This is a genomic window from Arthrobacter sp. Z1-9 (assembly GCF_054792695.1).
In genome coordinates this window covers 2,901,264-2,917,653 of sequence record NZ_CP096456.1, presented here as the reverse complement: position 1 = coordinate 2,917,653, position 16,390 = coordinate 2,901,264, and the positions used below count along the sequence as shown (strand labels likewise).

The following is a 16,390-nucleotide window of genomic DNA, read 5'->3' as shown; positions in this document are numbered from 1 at the left end:
CCACGAATTTGCTGACGAAAAGGAGAGGTCCGAGTGTCGGTCTCTATTAAGCCTCTTGAGGATCGTATTGTTGTCCGCCCGCTCGAAGCCGAGCAGACCACGGCTTCCGGCCTGGTTATCCCGGACTCCGCGCAGGAGAAGCCCCAGGAAGGCGAAGTTGTTGCAGTAGGCCCCGGCCGCTTTGACGACAACGGCAACCGCGTCCCGCTCGACGTTGCTGAGGGCGACGTTGTTATCTACTCCAAGTACGGCGGAACCGAAGTCAAGCACAGCGGCACCGAGTACCTCGTACTGTCCGCCCGCGACGTCCTGGCGATCGTCGTAAAGTAACTCCCCGGATCCCCGTGCCGCTGGTCATGCGTTCTGCTGGTCAGCTGCGCGGGGTTCTGTCTTGAAAGGACAAAACCATGGCAAAGCAGCTTGCGTTTAACGACGCTGCCCGCCGGTCTCTTGAAGCCGGCATTGATAAGCTCGCCAACACCGTCAAGGTGACGCTCGGCCCGCGCGGCCGCAACGTCGTCCTGGACAAGAAGTGGGGCGCTCCCACCATCACGAACGACGGCGTCACCATCGCCCGCGAAGTTGAGCTGGACGACCCGTACGAGAACCTTGGCGCCCAGCTGGCCAAGGAAGTCGCCACCAAGACCAACGATGTTGCCGGCGACGGCACCACCACCGCAACGGTTCTGGCCCAGGCCCTGGTCAAGGAAGGCCTGCGCAACGTAGCGGCAGGTGCCGCTCCCGGCCAGATCAAGCGCGGCATCGAGGTTTCCGTCGAAGCCGTTGCTGCCCGCCTGCTGGAGAACGCCCGCCCCGTCGAAGGCACCCAGGTGGCCAGCGTTGCGGCAATCTCCGCCCAGAGCGAAGAAATCGGCGAGCTCCTCGCCGAGGCATTTGGCAAGGTTGGCAAGGATGGTGTGATCACCATCGAAGAGTCCTCCACGACGCAGACCGAACTGGTCCTCACCGAGGGCATGCAGTTCGACAAGGGCTACCTGTCCCCGTACTTCGTCACCGACGCAGAGCGCCAGGAAGCCGTCCTCGAGGACGCCCTTATCCTGATCAACCAGGGCAAGATCTCCTCAGTGCAGGAATTCCTGCCGCTGCTGGAAAAGGCGCTGCAGAGCTCCAAGCCGCTGTTCATCATCGCTGAGGACGTCGAGGGCGAGGCCCTGTCCACGCTGATCGTCAACCGCATCCGCGGCACCCTGAATGTTGTTGCCGTCAAGGCTCCGGGCTTCGGCGACCGCCGCAAGGCCATGCTGCAGGACATCGCCACCCTCACCGGTGCGCAGGTTGTCTCGCCGGAACTGGGCCTGAGCCTGGACACCGTTGGCCTTGAGGTGCTGGGTACCGCCCGCCGGATCACGGTCACCAAGGACAACACCACCATCGTGGACGGCGCCGGTTCGGCAGAAGACGTGGCAGCACGCGTTGCCCAGCTCCGTGCCGAGCTGACCCGCACCGACTCCGACTGGGACCGCGAAAAGCTCCAGGAGCGCCTGGCCAAGCTGGCCGGCGGCATCGGCGTGATCAAGGTCGGCGCAGCCACCGAGGTTGAGCTGAAGGAAAAGAAGCACCGCATCGAGGACGCTGTTTCCTCCACCCGCGCTGCCCTCGAAGAAGGCATCGTCGCCGGTGGCGGCTCCGCCCTGATCCACGCCCTCAAGGCACTGGATGAGGACCCGGCCGTCAAGGCACTCGAAGGCGACGCCGCCGCTGCTGTGGGCATTGTCCGCCGCGCCCTGGTCCAGCCGCTGCGCTGGATCGCCCAGAACGCCGGCTTCGACGGCTACGTCATCACCGCCAAGGTTGCCGAACTCGAAACCAATAACGGCTTCAACGCCAAGACGGGCGAGTACGAGGACCTGATCGGCGCCGGCGTCATCGACCCCGTCAAGGTCACCCGCGCAGCCCTCCGCAACGCAGCCTCCATCGCAGCACTGGTTCTCACCACCGAGACCCTTGTTGTCGAGAAGCCTGCCGAGGAAGACGAGCACGCAGGCCACAGCCACTAGGCTGCAGCCTCCGCAGCACGTCTGCATACACAAAGAACCGGTCCAGCGTGCAGCTGGGCCGGTTTTTTGGTGCCGTCGGACGCTCCATCACGTCCTGCAGCAAATCGGGCAACCCGCCATCAGGTCCTGAAGCAAATCCGGCAACCCTCCATCACGTCCTGCAGCAATCGGGCAAGCCTCCATCACCGTTGGGTGAACCGAAGGCGCCGAAAGCATATGCCTGCGGGAGCAACGCCGTCGGGCTTCATTAGTTAGTGATGGAGCGATGAGCCGAAAGCCGCAGGGGCTGATGGGGCGTTGGACCGAAAGCCGCAGGAGCTGATGGGGCGTTGGACGGAAAGCCGCAGGAGCTGATGGGGCGTTGGATGGAAAGCTTCAGGAGCTGATGGGGCGTTGGACTGCAAACCTGAACTAACAGTTTTAATGATTTCAAGGTCGACGTCGTGATCGAACCCGTCGAACGGCGATTGCCGGCGCCAAGGATCACCGGTGCCGTGGACAAGACCAGTTCGTCCACCCGCCCCAAACCTTTCCCATCACATTTACCCCATGTCGCGCGTCTCAACATCGCCCGCCCGCTCGTAAACCAGCGACACCGCCCCTTTCGGGAAGCTGCGGGCCGGCTCGAGGAGGCGGAAGGAGGAAGGGATGGTGCCGGCGTCGAAGAGGCGTTTGCCCTGTCCGAGGGTCACCGGATAGAGCCAGAGGTGCAGGCGGTCCAGAACGTCCGCGGCGAGCAGTGAACGGATGAGGACGCCGCTGCCGAACATGTGCACCTGGTTGTACTCCTCTCTGAGCCGGCCCGCGGCCGTGGCGTCCGGCAGGACGGTTGTGCCCGCCCAAGCCGGAGCCGTCAGGGTGTTGGAGACAACGAACTTGGGCACCCGGTTGAGCGTGCCGCCAACCTTGTCGGACTGGTGCGGCCAGTAGCCCGCGAAGATGTCGTAGGTCTTCCGGCCGAGAAGCAGCGCGTCGATCCGGTCGATCTCGGCTTCGATGGCAGCGTCGGCCTCGTCGTCGTTCACCGGCGCCTGCCAGCCGCCGAACGCGAAGCCGCCCTCACTGTCCTCCTCGCGGCCGCCGGGCCCCTGGTAGACGCCGTCAAGGGTGAGGAACAGGTTTGCGACGATGATTCCCATCCGTCCAGTCTGGAACTGCCTCCCCGCACTGTCCAGCATCAGCCACCCGGCACAAGAGCCGTGGCACACTGTTGCCATGCTGCTCGATGAGCTTGTAAAAACCACGGAAGCCGTCGCGTCCACCCGTTCCAGGCTCGCGAAGGTGGAGGCTTTGGCGGACCTGCTGCGCCGGCTGGACCCCGGGGAGATCACGACGGCGGTGGGCCTGCTGAGTGCCAGGCCGCGGCAGGGCCGGGTGGGAGTCGGTTGGCGCGGGATGTCAGCGGCCATGGGGGAGCCCGCCGCTGAACCGGGCCTTACCATCGCCGATCTCGACGCGGCGCTGAACCGGCTGCTCGTGACCTCAGGCGCAGGATCTGCAGCGGAGCGCGCGGCCACCCTCCGGACGCTGACGGCGGCAGCCACGGAGCGCGAGCAGGCCTTCATCTCCGGTGTGCTGCTCGGCGAACTGCGGACCGGTGCGCTTGAGGGTATTCTCGCCGATGCCATTGCCCGTGCCGCCGACCGGCCCCTGGACGCCGTTCGCCGTGCGGCCATGCTCTCCGGCGATCTTGGCGAGACCGCCCTTCTGGCGCTGACCGGCACCATGGAGCAACTCGACGCCGTCGGCCTGGCGGTGGGCCGCCCGGTGCAGCCCATGCTCGCCTCAACCGCGGCCAGCGCCGGCGCGGCGCTGGAAGTCACAGGGGAGGCATCGGTGGAATTCAAGCTCGACGGCGCGCGGATCCAGGTGCATCGCCTCGGCGACGGTGTGCGCATCTTTACCCGCACCCTTGCCGAGGTGACCCATCGCCTGCCCGAGGTGGCCGACGTGGTGCGCCGCCTGCCCGTGCGGGATGTGATCCTGGACGGCGAGACCCTCGCCCTCAACGAGGACGGCGGCCCGCGGCCGTTCCAGGAGACCATGTCCCGGTTCGGGGCGGACGGCGCGCGCGCCACCTTGCTGCATCCGTGGTTCTTCGACGTGCTGCACCTCGACGGGCGCGACCTGCTCGACGAGCCGCTTTCGACCCGCATCAAGGTGCTCGAAGGCATCGCCCCCGGATACCGGATCCCCGGGGAGATCACGGCGGAGGCGGCCGTCGCCGAAAAAGTGGCGCGGGATGCTCTCGCCGCGGGCCATGAGGGCGTGGTGGTGAAGGCGATTGGATCGGCCTACGCGGCCGGCCGGCGGGGTTCCAACTGGATCAAGGTGAAGCCGGTGCTCACCTACGACCTGGTGGTGCTCGCGTGCGAGTGGGGGTCAGGACGGCGCACCGGGCTGCTGTCGAACCTGCACCTCGGAGCCCTCGACTCTGCAGGCGAGTTCGGCGAACCCGGCGGCTACGTGATGGTCGGTAAGACTTTCAAGGGCCTCACCGACGCGCTGCTGCGGTGGCAGACGGAGCGCTTCCAGGAGCTCGAAGTCCGGCGCACCGCGGGCACCGTCTGGGTGGAGCCCATCACCGTGGTGGAGATCGCAATCGACGGCGTCCAGTCTTCTTCGCGCTATCCCGGCGGAATTGCACTGCGGTTCGCCCGCGTGAAGCGCTACCGCGACGACAAGACGCCTGCCGAAGCCGACACGATCCAGACACTGCGGGCGCTGTTGCGTTCGTAGCCGGAAATGGAGCCCCCTGGCCCCGCGCTCAACTGCGACCGGAGATACGGCAAGGGTCCGCGAGGTACCTGCCACGCCGCCTGTGCCTGAGGTGCGCCGGGCGCGCCGGGGTCGCGAACCTGGCCGGGAAAATACCCCAACCGGGTAAAATTGACGTTTTGTCGATGCGCCTGTGAGGTCTTTTGTGTCAGTAGCGAGAACAGCGGTTGCAGCCAAACCGCTTTCCGGGGCCGATGCCAAGGGCAGGAAACCAACATTCCGGCCCGAGGTTCAGGGGCTCCGGGCGCTCGCTGTGCTCATGGTGGTTGCCTACCACGTGTGGCTGGGCCGGGTGTCCGGCGGGGTGGACATTTTCCTGCTGATTTCGGCTTTCCTGCTGACGCTTTCGTTTGTCCGGAAAGCCGAATCAGGGCGGCCCTTCGGGCTCCTGGGACACTGGCTGCACCTGTTCAAGCGGCTGCTGCCGGCCGCGGTTGTGGTTATCCTCGGCGTCCTTGCCGGGACCTGGCTGATCCTTCCACAGAGCCGCTGGCCGCAGGTGCTGGACCAGGCCTGGGCGTCGCTGCTGTACAGCCAGAACTGGCTGCTCGCTGATACCGCTGTTGACTACTACGCCCAGGATCGCGCCGGAGCCAGCCCGCTCCAGCACTTCTGGTCGTTGTCCATCCAGGGCCAGGTGTTCATCCTGTGGCCGCTGATCTTCGCGGGCACTGCAGCGCTGTGGGCGCTGCTGCGCCGCCTCCCGGCGTTCGGCGGGGTGAATTACCGGGGACTGCTGGCCCTGGTCTTCGGTGCGGTCTTCGCTTTTTCGCTGGCCTACTCCGTGGAGCAGACCGCAACGAACCAGGCGTATGCCTACTTCGACACCAGGGCCCGCCTTTGGGAGTTCGCACTGGGCTCACTTCTTGCCCTGGCGCTGCCCCACCTCAAGCCTGCCCGGGCCCTGAGGGTCATCCTGGGCTGGGCCGGGCTGGCAGCCATGGTCTCCTGCGGCCTGCTGCTGACCGTGGACCGGTCCTTCCCCGGGTACGTCGCACTGTGGCCAACCCTCGCCGCGGCTGCGATCATCGTTGCGGGACAAACCGGCAGCCGCTTCGGCGTGGACAGGATCCTCAGCAGCAAGCCGCTGGTGGCGCTGGGGGACAATTCCTACGCACTGTACTTGTGGCACTGGCCCGTCCTGGTGCTTGCGCTCGCAGCCACCGGCGTGGAGGCACCCAACCTTACCCAGGGACTGGGAATCGTCGGCGCGTCGGTTGTCCTCGCTGTCCTCACCACCCGCTTCGTTGAGAAGCCGCTCCGCGACTGGCACTGGCCGAAACGCCGGGCCTGGCGCACCGCCGTCGTCATTGCTGCCTGTGGTGCCGTCCTCGCCGGCCCCGTGGCCGTCTGGCAGACTACGCTCACCGCGGAGGAAAGCGCGACGGCGGCCCAGCCGCGCGAGCTGACGCCAGGGGCGGCGGCACTGAACCCGGAGAACGCCCCGGTGCCTGCTCCTGACGCCAGGATCATTCCGGGGCCGGCCGCGCTGGACAGCGACTGGGCTGGAATCCATGCCCCCTGCACCGGTGCCAACGCCACCAGCGACCCCGTCCTCGAAGGCTGCCGGCAGGAGGTTCCGGAAGGGGAGGTCACCAAACGCATTGTGGTGCTTGGCGACTCCCACTCCCAGCAGTACCTGGCTGCGCTGGCGCCGATAGCGGCTGCACGGGACTGGGAACTGGTAACGCTGCTGATGCCGGCGTGCCGCTTCGGGGCCGAGTCAGTGGAACGGAACGCGGAGTGCAACGCCTACAACCGGTCCAGCGCGGCCTACGTCCTGGAACACAAGCCCGACGCAGTGTTTACGGTGGCGTCACTGACCCATGAGGAGGCCCCGTTCGAAACCGAAGTCCCGGGTTACCTGGCGGGCGTCCGGCCGTTTGCGGACGCCGGGATCGGGATCATCGGCATCCGGGACAACCCCCGCTTTACCTTCAACATGCCCGAGTGCATTCAGCGCAACGGCCCGGACGCCCCCGAATGCAGCGTGTCCCTGGAAGAATCCCTGGTGAACCCCTCTCCGCTCGAAAGCTACTCCGGCCACATCGAGGGGCTGTACCTGATGGATCTGAGCGACTTCATCTGCGCGCGCGGCATCTGCCCGGGCGTGGTGGGAAATGTCTACGTCTACAAGGACGACAACCACCTCACCCGGACCTATGTGGAAACCATGATCCCCATGTTCGAACAGCGGCTCCTGGCCGCGACAGGCTGGAACTGACCGCACGCTTTCTGGTCTTGGCCGTTCCGGCGTAGGGCCCCGCCCGAGCTTGCGAGGGCAGGGAGCCGGGACGGCCTCGGGAGGCTAGGGAGCGGGTGGCTGGGCCCACGCCCGCAGGGTGCCCTGGCCGAGCTTGCGAGGCTAGGGAGCGGGTGGGGCGTGTGGTTGCTCACACTGCCGGCATGGAATAGGGGGATCGGCGCGGAGGTTCTAATATTTACTCAACACTTTCTGAATCCGGAGCGCCGCACGTCGTGGTGGTCCCGATCTCCTGCACAGGCCAGTCCCGTAATGACGGGCTGGTCATCGGCTGCAACCCCTACCCACACAGCAACCAAGGTAAGAGGCGCATTCATGACCGAGCCCGAACACAACCCCTTTGGCTTCATCGGCCTGACCTACGACGACGTCCTGCTCCTGCCGGGTCACACCGAGGTCATTCCCTCCGAAGCTGACACCTCCTCGCGGATCTCCAAGCGCATCACCGTGCAGACCCCTTTGCTGTCCGCTGCCATGGACACCGTGACGGAGTCCCGGATGGCCATCGCCATGGCCCGCCAGGGCGGCCTGGGCGTGGTGCACCGCAACCTGTCCATCGCTGACCAGGCGGACCAGGTGGACCGCGTCAAGCGCAGCGAGTCCGGGATGATCACCAACCCGCTGACCATCCGGCCCGAGGCAACGCTGCGCGAACTGGATGATCTCTGCGCCCAGTACCGCGTGTCCGGCCTGCCGGTGGTGGACCAGGACAACCGCCTGCTGGGCATTGTTACCAACCGCGACACCCGCTTTGTGCCCGAATCCGACTTCCCGCTGCGGCTGGTCAGCGACGTGATGACCAAGATGCCCCTGGTCACCGGGCACGTCGGCATCAGCCGTGAGGAAGCCTCGCACAAGCTGGCCACCAACAAGATCGAAAAGCTGCCGCTGGTGGATGAACAGGGCCGGCTGAAGGGCCTGATCACCACCAAGGACTTCACCAAGGCGGAGCAGTACCCGCTGGCCACCAAGGACGACGAGGGCCGGCTCCGTGTTGGTGCCGCCATCGGATTCTTCGGGGACGGCTGGGAGCGCGCCATGGCACTGGTTGATGCCGGCGTCGATGCCCTCTTCGTGGACACCGCCAACGGCCACTCCCAGGGCGTGCTGGACATGATCCGCCGCCTGAAGTCCGATCCCGTGGCGGCGCACGTTGACGTCATCGGCGGCCAGGCGGCCACCCGCGAGGGCGCCCAGGCCCTGATCGACTCCGGCGCTGACGGCATCAAAGTAGGCGTCGGCCCGGGCTCCATCTGCACCACCCGCGTAGTGGCCGGTGTGGGCGTTCCGCAGATCACCGCCATCTACGAATCCGCCAAGGCAGCCATTCCGGCCGGCGTTCCGCTGATCGCCGACGGCGGCCTGCAGTACTCCGGCGACATCGGCAAGGCCCTGGTGGCCGGCGCCGACACCGTAATGCTCGGCTCCCTCCTGGCCGGCTGCGACGAATCACCGGGCGAGCTGATCTTCGTCAACGGCAAGCAGTTCAAGTCCTACCGCGGCATGGGGTCCCTGGGTGCCATGCAGTCCCGGGGCAAGAACACGTCCTACTCCAAGGACCGCTACTTCCAGGCCGACGTGTCGGGCGATGACAAGCTCATCCCCGAAGGCATCGAAGGCCGCGTTGCGTACCGGGGGCCGTTGGCTTCGGTGGCCTACCAGCTCGTGGGCGGCCTGCGCCAGACCATGTTCTACACCGGCGCCCCCACCATCCCTGAGCTGAAGGCCCGCGGCAAGTTTGTCCGGATCACCTCCGCCGGGCTGAAGGAATCGCACCCGCACGACATCCAGATGACCGTCGAGGCGCCGAACTACGGTTCCCGCTGACAACGGTTCCTGACCGGACGAAGGGCCAGCCGCAACGACGGCTGGCCCTTCGTCCGTACGCCCGCGCGGTAGCCCAGGTCCTGCGGGTCAGTTTCCGGGCCTCCCCGGGCGCGGTGGTCATGAAAGTGCTCGGCTCGCTGATTTCGGCTGTGCTGCCGCTGGTGACCACCTACTTCGCTGCGCTCACCACCACCGCGCTGGCTGCCGCATACTCCGGTGACGCCGCAGCCGGCCAACTCGCGATTGTCTACGTCATCATCACCGCCGCCCTGGGTCTTTTCTGGGGTGCCTTCAACAGCGTGGACCGCTACATCCAGCAGCTCATGAGCTTCAAGGTGGGCGCCATCGTCGGGGACCAGATGTACGAGCGGTTCCTTGCCCTCGAGTTCTGGCGCTACGACGACAAAGAAACGGTGGACCTGTACGACCGCGCCAAGCGGTTTTCCGACTCCTATGCCCGGGTGCTGGACCGGATCGCGGCGATCTTCACCCAGCTCGTCTCGGTCATCCTTGCCGTGGGCGCCTTGCTCCTGGTCAGCTGGTGGATTGCGGTGATTGTCCTGGTCGCCATCGTCCCCAGCGTCTACCTGCAGTTCAAGCTGTCCCGGGAACAGATTGCGCACTGGAACACGCAGGTGGATTCCCGGCGGCAGCGCCGGATGATCGAAACCAATCTGCTGCGTCCGCAACACATCGCCGAGATGCGGCTCTACGGCATCGTGGGTTTCCTGATGGACCTCCGCTCCCGTCTCCGTGACGCGGATGAGCGCCGCCGTCTTGATTTCCAGCGGCGGTACATCCCCAAGCAGCTCGCCGCCGATGCCCTGCAGTACGGCGCGGAGGTGGTCTCGCTGATCTGGGTGGTGGGGCAGATCATCGCCCGCGCGCAGCCCGTCGGCCAGTTCCTCTATGTGCAGCAGATCGTCAGCCGGGCACTGTCCACGGCCAACAACCTGGTGTCCTCGCTCAGCTCCATCGACGAGGACCTGGCGAACCTCAAGGACTATGAACTGTTTATGGCCCTGCCGGTGCATTCCGAGCACGCGCCCCCGCTGCTTGAGCCGCCGAAAACCGTGGAACTGAAGGACATCCGCTTCACGTACACGGGCAGCGACATCGAGGTGATCCGCGGGATCAGCCTGACCATCAGCGAAGGCCAGCACATCGCCATCGTGGGGGAGAACGGGGCGGGAAAGTCCACGCTGATCCGGATCCTGGCCGGACTCTACCGCCCGGATTCCGGCCAGGTGATGCTCGACGGCGTTGACCTCGCCGCCGTCGACGTCACCTCCTGGCACAGGCACCTCGCGGTGCTGAGCCAGGAGTTCCTCAAGTACGAGTTCGCCACGGCCGCCGAGAATATCTACTTCGGCGACGTCGACTCACCCAGGGACGAGGCGCGGATCCGACGCGCCGCCGCGGATGCCGAAGCGTTGGACTTCATCAACAAACTGCCTAACGGACTGGACAACCACGTCAGCAACTGGATGGAGGATCCCCGGGGCCGCAAAGGCAGCGGGCTCTCCGGCGGCCAATGGCAGCGGCTGGCAATGGCCCGCAACTTCTACCGGGACGCCTCGTTCATGGTGATGGACGAACCGACGTCGGCCATCGATGCCCTCGCCGAGCACCGCATCTTCACCCGCCTCTTCGCGGACCGCAGCAGCACCATCATCGCCATCAGCCACCGGCTCGCCACCATCGAAAAGGCGGACATCGTGTACATGCTGGAGGACGGCCGGATCGTGGAACAGGGCACGCACAAGGAGCTTGTCGCGCTGCGCGGCCGCTACTTCCGGATGTTCGAATCCCAAATCCCCGTAGAGGAAGCCGAAGGGGTCTAGGACTCCACCACGGTGGTGCGCACCCGCGCAAGGCCCGGCTGCGGCGGGACGCTGCTGAAGCCGAAGGTCACCGCCGGCACGATGGGAGCCAGCGCCCCGGCGTCCACTCCGTCCCAGCTGACGACGGCGGAACTGATGGTCCGCAGGTCACTCACCCCGTAATACTCGTGCCGGCCGCTCCCGGCGGTCCCCGAGGTATGTGAACCGCCGCTGAGAACGGCGGCAACCGGGCTGATCACCCGCAGCCAGCGCGGGTGGACGGCGAGGGGCCGGGGGATTGCCCGCAGCGTGCTGCCCAGGAGGGTCCTCGGGCCGGGCCGGGCACGGACAGCCAGGGCGCCGGCGTCGACCGCCAGCAGGTCCCGGGCCAACGTGGTGTGCACCTGCAGCACGCGGACCTCGTCGAAGCGGTAGGTGTCGGAGATGAAACGGGCCACCTCCGCAGTGGGCGCGAGCAGCAAACGGTGCCCTGACGGCTGCTGAACCATCACGTCAGAGAACGCGCCGAAGGGGGACACCTGCCAGACCCCCACGACGGCCCGCAGTCCCGAAGCCGTCCCAAGCCCCGCTATGTGACCGTCAAACACCCAGCGCCTGCCCATAAGGCCCACTGTAGCCAAGGACAGCACTGCTGCTGGGATAACCTAGAGCAGTGACTTACGAGATCGAGATCGGCCGTGGCAAGCGTGGGCGTCGTGCCTACTCCCTGGATGACATTGCGATTGTCCCCAACCGTCGTACCCGCGACCCCAAGGACGTCTCCGTCTCCTGGCAGATCGACGCCTACCAGTTCAGCATGCCCGTCATCGCAGCCCCCATGGATTCAGCCATGTCCCCGGCCACAGCCATCGCACTGGGCAAGCTCGGCGGCCTCGGCGTCCTCGACCTCGAGGGCCTCTGGACCCGGTACGAGGACCCGCAGCCCATCCTCGACGAAATCGGTGCCCTGCAGGACGAGACCAACAGCCCCGCCGTGACGGGGCGGATGCAGGAGCTGTACAAGGCCCCCATCCAGCCCGAACTGATCACCTCCCGCCTCGCCGAGATGCGCGCCGCCGGCGTGACCGTGGCCGGATCCCTCACCCCGCAGCGCACGCAGGAGCACTACAAGACCGTGGTGGCCGCCGGTGTCGACATCTTCGTCATCCGCGGAACCACCGTGTCCGCCGAGCACGTCTCCAAGGACCACGAGCCGCTGAACCTCAAGCAGTTCATCTACGAACTGGACGTCCCCGTGATCGTGGGCGGCGCGGCAGGCTACACGCCGGCGCTGCACCTGATGCGCACCGGTGCCGCCGGCGTGCTGGTGGGCTTCGGCGGCGGCGCCACCACCACCACCCGCCGCGCCCTGGGCATCCACTCGCCCATGGCCTCGGCAATATCCGACGTCGCTGCCGCCCGCCGCGACTACATGGACGAGTCCGGCGGCCGCTACGTCCACGTCATTGCCGACGGCGGCATGGGCACCTCCGGCGACATCGTCAAGGCAATCGCCATGGGCGCCGACGCCGTGATGCTGGGCAGCGCCCTCGCCCGCGCCGAAGAGGCACCGGGCAAGGGCTGGCACTGGGGCCAGGAAGCCCACCACCTGGAACTTCCCCGCGGTGACCGCGCCAACGTTGGTACCGTCGGTCCGCTCGAAGAAGTCCTTTTCGGACCGGGCCACCACACCAACGGAACCTCGAACCTCATCGGCGCGCTCCGCCGCTCCATGGCCACCACCGGCTATTCGGACCTGAAGGAATTCCAGCGGGTCGACGTCGTGGTTTCCCCCTACTCCGGGAACTGACGTGCGGCGGCAGGGCCAATCGCTCCCTGCCGCCCTGCCCAAGCGTCCCGCAACGAAGTAGTGTGGTTTCACGACCGGGACTAGTGGCACTGGAGGCGTTCAATGAAGAGTGTTCCTGCTAACGGCGGGGCCCTGGGCCCCGCAGCCAGGGAAGCAGCCATCCAGCGGCTGCGGGCCACCGCCGAGCCGGGACGGGAACTGGACATCCTGATTGTCGGCGGCGGCATCGTGGGTACCGGTGCGGCCCTGGACGCGGTCACCCGCGGACTGGACGTGGGGATCGTCGAGGCCAACGACTGGGCTGCCGGTACGTCCTCCAGGTCCTCAAAGCTCATCCACGGCGGACTGCGCTACCTCGAAATGCTTGACTTTGCCCTCGTCAAGGAGGCTTTGCAGGAGCGCGGCCTGCTGCTCTCCGAACTGGCGCCGCACCTGGCCCGGCCGGTGCCGTTCCTGTACCCGCTGACCAGGCCCTTCCTCGAGCGTCCCTACGTAGGCGCCGGCATCGCACTCTACGACGCCATGTCCATCTCCAGCGGCCACAGCAGGGGAGTGCCGTTCCACAAACACCTCAGCAGACGGGGCACGCTGCGCGCGGCGCCGAGCCTGAAAGACGACGCCTTTGTGGGCTCCATCCGGTACTACGACGGCCAGGTGGACGACGCGAAATACTGCGCCAACCTCATCCGGACAGCTGCCTACTACGGCGCCCATGCGGTAAACCAGATGGCCGTGGTGGACTTCCTGCGTGAAGGTGAACGCGTGGTGGGGGCCAAAGTGGTCAACCACGAGGACGGGACACAGTTCAACATCAAGGCCAAGCAGGTCATCAACGCCACCGGCGTCTGGACCGACGAAACCCAGGCCATGGTCACCGAGCGCGGACAGCTTAAAGTCCGTGCCTCCAAGGGAATCCACCTGGTGGTTCCGCGGGACCGTTTCCAGTCCACCGTGGGCCTGATCCTGCGCACCGAAAAGTCGGTGCTGTTCGTCATTCCCTGGGGACGGCACTGGATCATCGGCACCACCGACACCGACTGGCATCTGGACAAGGCCCATCCCGCCGCGTCCAGCAAGGACATCGACTACATCCTGGAACACGTCAACAAGGTCCTCAAGCGCCCGCTCACCCGGGAAGACGTGGAAGGCGTGTACGCCGGCCTGCGTCCGCTGCTGGCCGGGGAGAACGACTCCACCGCCAAGCTGTCACGCGAGCACGTGGTGGCACACCCCGTCCCCGGCCTGGTGGTGGTGGCCGGCGGAAAATGGACCACGTACCGGGTCATGGCCAAGGACGCGGTGGATGAGGCAACACGGACAATGGACGAGCGCGTACCGCCGAGCTGCACGGAAACCATCCCGCTGCTCGGAGCCAGCGGTTTCAAGGCCGCATGGAACCGCCGAAACCGCACGGCAGAGGAATCAGGGGTCCATGTGGCCCGGATCGAGCACCTGCTCAACCGTTACGGTTCCCTAACGCCCGAGGTGCTGGCCATCATCGCCGGGAACCCCGCCCTTGCCGAACCGATTCCCGGCGCCGACGACTACCTGCAGGCTGAGGCGGTGTACGCGGCAAGCCACGAAGGCGCCCGCCACGTCAATGACGTCCTCACGCGGCGGACCAGGATTTCCATCGAGGCCTGGGACCGTGGTGTGTCTGCCGTGCCCGTAGTCGCTAAACTGATGGGTGACGTCCTTGGCTGGAGCGATGCCCAACGTGAGAATGAGGTCAGGCACTACATTGCACGGGTGGAGGCGGAGCGCCTCAGCCAGCAACAGCCGGACGACGAATCCGCAGACGCCGCCCGCCTGGGTGTGGAAGACATCGTGCCCTTGCGCTGAGGGATTCACGGCACCAGCACTGCTGACTGAAGGGATACGCCTTGGCGGAACCACTTGACCGGTATGACGCCGAACTCACCACCCCTGAGATGGTGATCCTGGAACTGGAGGCATCGGACAAGGCGGACGCCGCAACCCAGCTCGCGGAACGGCTCTTCGCCGCCGGACGGGTATCGGATCTGCCCGGTTTCCTTCAGCATGTCAACGCCCGTGAGCACCAGCTGGCCACCGGGCTCCCCGGCGGAATCGGATTGCCCCATGCCCGCAGCGAATTCGTGTCCCGCACCTCAATCGCCGTCGGCATCGCCAAGTACGGCCACGCACTGGACTTCGGTGCCACGGACGGGCCCGCCACGGTAATCCTGCTGATCGCCACTCCCGCGAGTTCCTTCTCCGACCACCTCGAGGTCTTGGCCACCCTGGCCCGCTCTCTGTCCAAGGAGTCTTTCCGCGAATCCCTCCGCCGTGCTTACGACGCCGAAGTGATCGCGGAGCTCATCAATTCCAGCCTGGTGTTTTTCGACCACTGACGCATGGATCAGTGCGCCCCTGCCCGCCAGGTCCTGCCGCCGGACAGGACCTTTCCGGCCCCGGACGTTTAGTTGTTCTACAGCGGGACGAAGTACGGTTAAGACGTGTGGAAAACAGCCCTTAAACCCCGATGGATCGCAGGTTTCATCTTCGCGATCGCTATTTCCGGGGTCTTCGTGCTGCTCAGCCAATGGCAGTTCGGACGCTCCACCCAGCCCGAGGTGCCGGTCAACCCGGCCACCGAGCAGGTGCAGCCACTGACCCAAACGCTTCAGCCCGGGGACTTCTTCCACGGTACCGACGCCGACCAGATGGTCAGCGCCCAGGGAACCTATGACCCGGCCAAGCAGGTCCTGGTTCCGGGGCGCCTGCACGGCGGCAAGACCGGCTACTGGGTGGTGTCCGCCTTCGCCGTCAGCGGCGCACCCACCCTCAGCGGCGTTGCCGCTTCACCCCAGACGTGGATCCCGGTGGCCAGGGGATGGGTGGCCGACCCCGCAGACGCGCCAGCGCCGCCGTCGGGCACTATTGAACTCATTGGACGGCTGCTCCCGTCCGAGGCGCCTGTGGCAGGGACGGCCGCCGCCCCCGGCGAGGCCACGGCGGTCTCGGTGGCAGAGCTGATTAACTACTGGGACGTCAGCAGCTATCCGGGCTTCGTCGCCGCCACGGCCGAAATCGCCGGCGGTACGGACGTCAGCCCCGCAGCGGTGCCGGGGGATCTCCTTCCCCTGCAGATCGGCCCCCAGCCGCCTGCCCAGCAAATCAACTGGCTCAACCTCTTCTACTCCCTGGAGTGGGTTGTCTTCGCCGGTTTTGCCCTCTTCATCTGGTGGCGGCTGGTCAAGGACGACTACCACCGGGATCTTGAGGAAGACCTCGATGATGACGACGGCGACGTCCCGGTAAGCCCCGGGCAAACCCAGCAACCTGAACAGAACCAGCAAAAGGTAGAGCCATGATTGATCCGAAACCGGCCACCCCCGCCGCCGCAGGCACCAAAGCAGGCAGCAACACTGCCGGCAAGGGATCCGGAAAGAAGCGCCGTTTTGGCGGCACCGAGGCACAGATCCGTTCGGCCCTGAAGTTCTACAAGGTGCTGGCCTACCTCACGGGCGCCATGCTGCTGCTGCTGTGTGCCGAACTGATCGCCCGGTACGGATTCGGACAGTACCTCTTTGCCGGCGGCACCAACGCCGTCACCGGCCAGCCGTTCGGCTTTGGTTTCGCCGGCGCGGAACCGCAGGGCGTCCTGGGTGGAGTGAACCTGTCCGTCGCGGTCCTCATCGTCCACGGCTGGATGTACGTGGTGTACCTCATTTCCAACTTCCGGCTCTGGTCGCTTATGCGCTGGCCGTTCCTGAAGCTGATCCTGCTGGCTCTGGGCGGAGTCATTCCGTTCCTGTCCTTCATCGTGGAGAAGAAGTTCCACGCCGAGGTGGAGGCTGAACTCGCGGCCAACCCCCAGGCGCCGCAAAGGTACTAAGCAGCCGCTGAA

The 16,390-nt window shown here is 66.1% G+C and carries 13 protein-coding genes; 11 read left to right on the top strand and 2 right to left on the bottom strand.

Annotation, left to right across the window (positions count from 1 at the left end; translation table 11 throughout):
- The first annotated feature begins 33 nt into the window (after positions 1-33).
- Both groES and groL read left to right on the top strand, forming a co-directional pair.
- Positions 34-330: a co-chaperone GroES gene (gene groES / locus M1D93_RS13470; protein WP_050054380.1), complete on the top strand. Its 297-nt coding sequence runs from the start codon at positions 34-36 to the stop codon at positions 328-330.
- Between the two features lie 77 nt (positions 331-407).
- Positions 408-2,018, top strand: coding sequence for a chaperonin GroEL (gene groL / locus M1D93_RS13465; RefSeq protein ID WP_461172016.1), 1,611 nt, complete (start codon positions 408-410; stop codon positions 2,016-2,018).
- 542 nt (positions 2,019-2,560) lie between these two features.
- Here groL and M1D93_RS13460 read toward each other — a convergent pair.
- Entirely contained in the window at positions 2,561-3,157 is a 597-nt protein-coding gene (locus tag M1D93_RS13460) for a dihydrofolate reductase family protein (protein WP_461172015.1), read from the bottom strand.
- Positions 3,158-3,233: 76 nt separating this feature from the next.
- Here M1D93_RS13460 and M1D93_RS13455 point away from each other — a divergent pair, with 76 nt between their 5' ends.
- The 4 genes from M1D93_RS13455 to M1D93_RS13440 all read left to right on the top strand — a co-directional run bounded on the left by M1D93_RS13455 (position 3,234) and on the right by M1D93_RS13440 (position 10,730).
- A complete protein-coding gene (locus M1D93_RS13455) occupies positions 3,234-4,757 on the top strand; it encodes an ATP-dependent DNA ligase (RefSeq protein WP_461175018.1) in 1,524 nt (507 codons plus the stop codon).
- 184 nt (positions 4,758-4,941) lie between these two features.
- A complete protein-coding gene (locus M1D93_RS13450; RefSeq protein ID WP_461172014.1) occupies positions 4,942-7,020 on the top strand; it encodes an acyltransferase family protein in 2,079 nt (692 codons plus the stop codon).
- 354 nt (positions 7,021-7,374) lie between these two features.
- On the top strand, positions 7,375-8,886 hold the full coding sequence (gene guaB, locus M1D93_RS13445; protein ID WP_461172013.1) for an IMP dehydrogenase: 1,512 nt from the start codon (positions 7,375-7,377) through the stop codon (positions 8,884-8,886).
- Between the two features lie 119 nt (positions 8,887-9,005).
- Positions 9,006-10,730 carry an ABC transporter ATP-binding protein gene (locus M1D93_RS13440; protein ID WP_461172012.1) on the top strand — a complete coding sequence of 575 codons (1,725 nt, stop codon included), beginning with the start codon at positions 9,006-9,008 and terminating at the stop codon, positions 10,728-10,730.
- On the opposite strand, the gene M1D93_RS13435 is transcribed toward M1D93_RS13440, so the two are convergent.
- Positions 10,727-11,332, bottom strand: coding sequence for a hypothetical protein (locus M1D93_RS13435; RefSeq protein WP_461172011.1), 606 nt, complete (start codon positions 11,330-11,332; stop codon positions 10,727-10,729). The two genes, M1D93_RS13440 and M1D93_RS13435, sit on opposite strands and share 4 nt — an antisense overlap.
- 50 nt (positions 11,333-11,382) lie before the next feature.
- On the opposite strand from M1D93_RS13435, the gene M1D93_RS13430 reads away from it, so the two are divergent.
- The 5 genes from M1D93_RS13430 (at position 11,383) to M1D93_RS13410 (ending at position 16,378) form a co-directional block, all read left to right on the top strand.
- Positions 11,383-12,519: a GuaB3 family IMP dehydrogenase-related protein gene (locus M1D93_RS13430; RefSeq protein WP_461172010.1), complete on the top strand. Its 1,137-nt coding sequence runs from the start codon at positions 11,383-11,385 to the stop codon at positions 12,517-12,519.
- Between the two features lie 102 nt (positions 12,520-12,621).
- A complete protein-coding gene (locus M1D93_RS13425; protein WP_461172009.1) occupies positions 12,622-14,361 on the top strand; it encodes a glycerol-3-phosphate dehydrogenase/oxidase in 1,740 nt (579 codons plus the stop codon).
- A gap of 41 nt (positions 14,362-14,402) precedes the next feature.
- On the top strand, positions 14,403-14,891 hold the full coding sequence (locus M1D93_RS13420) for a PTS sugar transporter subunit IIA (RefSeq protein WP_461172008.1): 489 nt from the start codon (positions 14,403-14,405) through the stop codon (positions 14,889-14,891).
- 105 nt (positions 14,892-14,996) lie between these two features.
- Positions 14,997-15,854, top strand: coding sequence for an SURF1 family protein (locus tag M1D93_RS13415; RefSeq protein WP_461172007.1), 858 nt, complete (start codon positions 14,997-14,999; stop codon positions 15,852-15,854).
- On the top strand, positions 15,851-16,378 hold the full coding sequence (locus M1D93_RS13410; protein ID WP_461172006.1) for a DUF3817 domain-containing protein: 528 nt from the start codon (positions 15,851-15,853) through the stop codon (positions 16,376-16,378). The genes M1D93_RS13415 and M1D93_RS13410 overlap by 4 nt, the downstream gene beginning before the upstream one ends.
- Positions 16,379-16,390: the final 12 nt, after the last annotated feature.

Bases quoted from the DNA above. Each gene is read 5' to 3' on its own strand.
- guaB (WP_461172013.1), top strand. From the start codon at position 7,375: ATGACCGAGCCCGAACACAACCCCTTTGGCTTCATCGGCCTGACCTAC.
- groL (WP_461172016.1), top strand. From the start codon at position 408: ATGGCAAAGCAGCTTGCGTTTAACGACGCTGCCCGCCGGTCTCTTGAA.
- M1D93_RS13425 (WP_461172009.1), top strand. From the start codon at position 12,622: ATGAAGAGTGTTCCTGCTAACGGCGGGGCCCTGGGCCCCGCAGCCAGG.
- M1D93_RS13410 (WP_461172006.1), top strand. From the start codon at position 15,851: ATGATTGATCCGAAACCGGCCACCCCCGCCGCCGCAGGCACCAAAGCA.
- M1D93_RS13455 (WP_461175018.1), top strand. From the start codon at position 3,234: ATGCTGCTCGATGAGCTTGTAAAAACCACGGAAGCCGTCGCGTCCACC.
- M1D93_RS13460 (WP_461172015.1), bottom strand. From the start codon at position 3,157: ATGGGAATCATCGTCGCAAACCTGTTCCTCACCCTTGACGGCGTCTAC.
- M1D93_RS13440 (WP_461172012.1), top strand. From the start codon at position 9,006: ATGAAAGTGCTCGGCTCGCTGATTTCGGCTGTGCTGCCGCTGGTGACC.
- M1D93_RS13435 (WP_461172011.1), bottom strand. From the start codon at position 11,332: ATGGGCAGGCGCTGGGTGTTTGACGGTCACATAGCGGGGCTTGGGACG.